The organism is uncultured Cellulomonas sp. (genome assembly GCF_963527515.1).
In the GTDB taxonomy this organism is placed as follows: Bacteria; Actinomycetota; Actinomycetes; order Actinomycetales; family Cellulomonadaceae; genus Cellulomonas.
In genome coordinates this window covers 1-5,107 of record NZ_CAURTV010000164.1, presented here as the reverse complement: position 1 = coordinate 5,107, position 5,107 = coordinate 1, and the positions used below count along the sequence as shown (strand labels likewise).

The window sequence follows — 5,107 nt, the reverse complement described above, 5'->3', positions numbered from 1 at the left end:
GGGCCGCGGCGCGGGCTCCGGAGGCGGCGGCGTCGTCCCCGGGCCGGCGGGTGCCGCCCAGGAGGGTGGACGGGGCGCGTCGTCGTGCGGGCTCGTCATGCGAGCGCGGCTCCTCGGCTGTCGTCGTGCAGGGTGTCCGGGGCGCCGCCAGCGGCCCCCCACGGAGGAATCATCGTGCCACGACGGCCGCACGCCGGGACGCGCGACCGGGTGATCTGTCGACGCCGGGACGCCTCGCTGCCCGAGGTGGCCCAGGTCGGGGCCCGCACGGTGCGAGAATGCCGCCATGAAGGGACGCGTGCTGGTGGTCGACGACGACACCGCGCTGGCCGAGATGATCGGCATCGTGCTGCGGTCGGAGGGTTTCGACCCGGTGTTCTGCGAGGACGGCGACGAGGCGATCGGGGTGTTCCGGGCCACGCAGCCGGACCTCGTCCTGCTCGACCTCATGCTGCCCGGCAAGGACGGCAACGAGGTGTGCCGCCAGATCCGCGCGGAGTCGGGCGTGCCCATCGTCATGCTCACGGCCAAGAGCGACACGGTCGACGTCGTGCTGGGCCTGGAGTCGGGCGCCGACGACTACATCTCCAAGCCCTTCAAGCCCAAGGAGCTGGTGGCACGCGTCCGGGCCCGCCTGCGTCGCAGCGACGAGCCCGCCCCCGAGCACCTCACCATCGGCGACGTGACGATCGACGTGCCGGGTCACCGGGTGGCGCGCGCCGGTCGGCCGGTGTCGCTCACCCCGCTGGAGTTCGACCTGCTGGTGGCGCTCGCGCGCAAGCCGTGGCAGGTCTTCACGCGCGAGGTCCTGCTGGAGAAGGTGTGGGGCTACCGGCACGCCGCCGACACCCGCCTGGTGAACGTGCACGTGCAGCGCCTGCGCTCCAAGATCGAGAACGACCCCGAGCAGCCCGAGATCGTCGTCACCGTCCGCGGTGTCGGCTACAAGGCGGGCGTGGCCTCGACGTGACCCCGGGAACCGCTCCATGGTGCGGCTGAGCGGCGCCTGGCGGCTGGTCCGGGCACGGGTCCGCAGACGCGTGCGCTCGTGGTCGCGCGTGTGGCGGTCGTCGCTGCAGGTCCGTGTCATCACCTCGACGCTGGCCATCGGTCTGGCGGCGCTCGCGCTGGTCGGCGCCTACGTCGGGGAGCGGATGGCGGACGGGCTGTTCAACGCGCGGCTCGAGCAGGTGCTCCAGGAGAGCGCCCGGTCCACGCAGCAGGCGCAGGCCACGTTCGACGCCTCGACCGCGACCTCCGCGCCCGACGTGCAGCGGCTGCTCCGGGACGTGGCGCTCGCCCAGCGCACCGGCGGGTCCGACCGCCGCGAGGTCTTCCTGCTGCGCGCACCGGGTCAGCAGGGGGGCAGCGTCACGCTCACCGGGGCGGCGTCGGACCAGGAGCTCATCGGCCTGGTCACGCCCGAGCTGCGGCTCGCCACCTCGGGCGACGGCCAGCAGTGGCAGTCCGTGGCGATGGTCCAGGAGAACGGCGGCGTCTCGCCCGGTGTCATGGTGGGCCAGGACGTGGCGGTGCCCGTGGCCGGCGCGTACCAGCTGTTCTTCCTGTACAGCCTGCAGTCGGAGCAGGACCGGCTCGACTTCCTGCAGCGCACGCTCGGTCTCGCGGCGGTGGCGCTCGTCGTGCTGCTGGGGAGCATGACGTGGCTGGTCACGCGGCAGACGGTCCGGCCGGTGCGGCGCGCGGCGGAGGTGGCCGAGCGGCTCGCCGACGGGCACCTGTCGGAGCGGATGCCCGAGAAGGGCGAGGACGAGATGGCGACGCTCGCCCGCTCCTTCAACGAGATGGCCGACAGCCTGCAGGACCAGATCCACCGCATGGAGGAGCTGTCGCTGCTGCAGCGGCGGTTCGTCTCCGACGTCTCCCACGAGCTGCGGACGCCGCTGACCACGATCCGGATGGCCGGTGAGGTCATCCACGCGTCCCGCCAGGACTTCGACCCGGCGGTCAAGCGCTCGGCGGAGCTTCTGCAGACGCAGCTCGACCGCTTCGAGGACCTGCTGGCGGACCTGCTGGAGATCAGCAGGTTCGACGCCGGCGCCGCGGTGCTCGACGCGGAGAGCCGCGACGTGCGCGACGTCGTCATCACGGCGGTCGACCACGCGGCACCGCTCGCCGACCGGCGCGGGGCCTGGCTGCGCGTCGTCGTGCCGGAGGAGCGCTGCGTCGCGGACATCGACCCGCGACGCGTCGAGCGCATCCTGCGCAACCTGCTGGGCAACGCCGTCGAGCACGCCGAGGGCAGCACGGTCGAGGTCACCGTCGGGGCGGACGCGCACGCCGTCGCGGTCACCGTCCGGGACCGTGGGGTGGGCATGACGCCCGACGAGGCCGCCCACGTGTTCGACCGGTTCTGGCGGGCCGACCCCGCACGCGCCCGCACGACCGGGGGGACCGGGCTCGGGCTCGCGATCTCGCTCGAGGACGCCCACCTGCACGGCGGCTGGCTCGAGGCGTGGGGCCGGCCGGGCCGCGGGGCGAGCTTCCGGCTCACGCTGCCGCGCCGCGCCGGCATCCGGCTCACCGGCTCGCCGCTGCCGCTGACGCCCGACGAGTCGCCGGTCACCGAGGCCCTGCGCATCCCGGTCGTGCGCTCGCACACCGACCCCGCCGCGCTGCCGGAGATGTCCTCCGAGGAGCACGCCGACGACGAGAGGCAGGAGGTCCGATGACCAGGCACCGCCTCCGCAACGGCGCCGTCGCAGCACTTGCCGTGGCCGTGCTCGCCGCCTGCTCGGCCATCCCGACGTCCGGTCCGGTCCAGGTGGGTGACGCCGAGGTCACCGAGCCGTCGGAGATCGACGTCCTCGCCGAGGGGCCGCAGCAGGGCGAGACCCCTGCCGAGATCGTCGACGGCTTCCTCGCGGCCGGTGCCGCCGGGTTCGCCGACAACTTCACGACGGCCCGGCAGTACCTCGCGGGGGAGGCGAAGACCACGTGGAACCCGTCGGCGGGCGTCGTCGTGTCCGGCCCGGTCGAGCCGGCGCCGGCCACCACCGAGACGGAGGTGACCCTCGAGGTCCCGGTGATCGCCCGGGTGGACGAGGACGGCGTGTACGCCGAGGCACCGCCGGACGCACGCGAGCCCGTGACCTTCCAGATGGTGCAGAACGACGCCGACCAGTGGCGGATCGCGGTCACGCCCGACGGACTGCTGCTGCAGCAGGAGGACTTCGCCCGCAGCTACCGGCCGGCGTCGCTGTACTTCCTGTCGCCGGACCAGGAGTTCCTCGTGCCCGAGGAGCGCTGGTTCCCCACCAAGAACCTGCGCACCTCGATCGTGCGAGAGCTGCTCGCCGGCCCGTCGGCCTGGTTGCAGGACGCGGTCGTCACCGCGGTGCCCGACGGCGTCGAGCTCAGCCCGGAGGCGGTCGTCGTCGACGACGAGGGCGTCGCCGAGGTCAGGCTGGAACCCGCGCTCGCCGTGACGCGGGCCGACCGCGACCTGCTGCTGGCGCAGATCGACGCGAGCCTGCGGCCCGTGCCCGGCATCAGCTCGGTGCGGGTCTTCGCCCGCGACGTGCTGCTGGAGGGTGCCGCGACGCTCGAGCGCGGCGCAGCGCCGCCGAGCAACGTGGAGTTCCTCCAGGAGGGGCGGGTCGTCGCCCTCGTCGACGGCGAGCCCGAGCCGGTGCCGGGTCTGCTGCCGCTCGACGCCCTCGACCCGCGCAGCCCGGCGAGCAACGAGGACGGGTCGGTGCGCGTGCTGCTGTCCGGGCCGAGCACGCTGGTCACCGTGCCGACCGAGGACGTCCCCGCCGTCGAGCTCCTGACGGGTGCCGGCCTGGTCGCGCCGTCCGTCGACCGGATGGGGTGGGCCTGGACCGCGCAGGCGGCCGGTGGCCTGGTGGCCGCGCGGGCCGACGCCGCCCCGGTGCAGGTCGGTGCGGACTGGCTGGAGGGCCGTGCGGTGCGTGCCGTGCGCGTGGCTCGCGACGGGGTCCGGATCGCGGTCGTCTCCGCGGGCGCGGACGGTGTGCAGGTCGACGTGGCGGCGATCACGCGCGACGAGTCCGGCGCGCCGCAGCAGGTGGGTGCCCCGGTCCGCGCGGGCGCGTCGCTGGTCGACGCGTCGGCGGTGGTCTGGTCGGACGAGTCGACGCTCGCCGTCGTCGGCCGGTCCGTCGGCAGCGCCGCGGTGCACATGGTCCCGCTGGCCGGTCCCACCCGTGCCCTGCCCGAGGTGACCGACCTGGCCGACCTCGCCGGCAGCACCGTCGTCTACGTGACCACGACGGACGGGGAGCTGCGCCGGTTCGTGGGCTCGGCGTGGGCGCAGGTGGTCGGGGTCACCGGCGCGTCGTACCCGTTCTTCCCGGGCTGAGCCGCCCACAGGCCCGGTCGTCCCCAAGGCGCCCACCGCGCCGTCCCGAGGTCGCCAGGATCGGGCGATGACGTTCGCGCGCGAGCTCCTCGGACTCCTGCTGCCCGTCGAGTGCGCGGGCTGCGGCACGCTCGACGTCGGGTGGTGCCGGTCCTGCGCCCTGCGGTTGTCCGGGAGCCCGTGGCGCTGCGAGGACCGCGCCCCTCGGCTGGACCGGCTCGACGGGCGGGGCCCCCTGCCGGTGTGGACGCTCGCCGACTGCACCGGTGACGTGCGCCGCGCGGTCGTCGCGTGGAAGGACCGCGGCCGGCTGGACCTCACGCGACCGTTCACGGACGCGCTCGGCACGGCGGCGGCTGCGCTCGCCGGGGAGCTGGGAACGGGTCCGCTGCTCGTCGCCGCGTCTCCGTCGACCGCCGCGGCGAGTCGCCGGCGGGGCGGCAACCTCGTCGACGCGCTGGCCCGGACGGTGACCGACCGCCTGCGGCTGGCCGGTGTGCCTGCGGCCGTCGCGCCGCCGCTGGTGCGCTCCAGGAGCCGCGACCAGGTCGGGCTCGGCGCCCGCGCCCGGACCCGCAACCTCGCCGGTCACGTGCGGGTGCTGGACAGGCACACCGACCGCGTCCGGGGCCAGCGGGTCCTCCTGGTCGACGACGTGCTCACCACCGGGGCCACCGTCGCGGCGTGCCGCACCGCGCTCGAGCGGGCCGGCGCCACGGTCGTCGGCGCCCTGACGCTCGCGTCGACGCCGGCCCCGGGGCC

Annotated in this window: 4 protein-coding genes; all 4 read left to right on the top strand. The window is 75.1% G+C overall.

Features of this window, described 5'->3' with window-relative positions:
• The first annotated feature begins 286 nt into the window (after positions 1–286).
• On the top strand, positions 287–970 hold the full coding sequence (gene mtrA, locus RYN42_RS19585; protein ID WP_055912929.1) for an MtrAB system response regulator MtrA: 684 nt from the start codon (positions 287–289) through the stop codon (positions 968–970).
• 16 nt (positions 971–986) lie between these two features.
• Positions 987–2,693 (top strand): MtrAB system histidine kinase MtrB, encoded by a 1,707-nt coding sequence (gene mtrB / locus RYN42_RS19580; protein ID WP_315099108.1) that lies wholly within the window; start codon positions 987–989, stop codon positions 2,691–2,693.
• Positions 2,690–4,345 carry an LpqB family beta-propeller domain-containing protein gene (locus tag RYN42_RS19575; RefSeq protein WP_315099105.1) on the top strand — a complete coding sequence of 552 codons (1,656 nt, stop codon included), beginning with the start codon at positions 2,690–2,692 and terminating at the stop codon, positions 4,343–4,345. The genes mtrB and RYN42_RS19575 overlap by 4 nt, the downstream gene beginning before the upstream one ends.
• 67 nt (positions 4,346–4,412) lie before the next feature.
• Positions 4,413–5,107 (top strand): phosphoribosyltransferase family protein (locus tag RYN42_RS19570; RefSeq protein ID WP_315099103.1); only part of this gene is annotated, 695 nt, incomplete at its 3' end.

What these genes read in the sequence shown, in the direction of transcription:
- mtrA (WP_055912929.1), top strand. Translation starts at nt 287, where the DNA reads ATGAAGGGACGCGTGCTGGTGGTCGACGACGACACCGCGCTGGCCGAG.
- mtrB (WP_315099108.1), top strand. Translation starts at nt 987, where the DNA reads ATGGTGCGGCTGAGCGGCGCCTGGCGGCTGGTCCGGGCACGGGTCCGC.
- RYN42_RS19575 (WP_315099105.1), top strand. Translation starts at nt 2,690, where the DNA reads ATGACCAGGCACCGCCTCCGCAACGGCGCCGTCGCAGCACTTGCCGTG.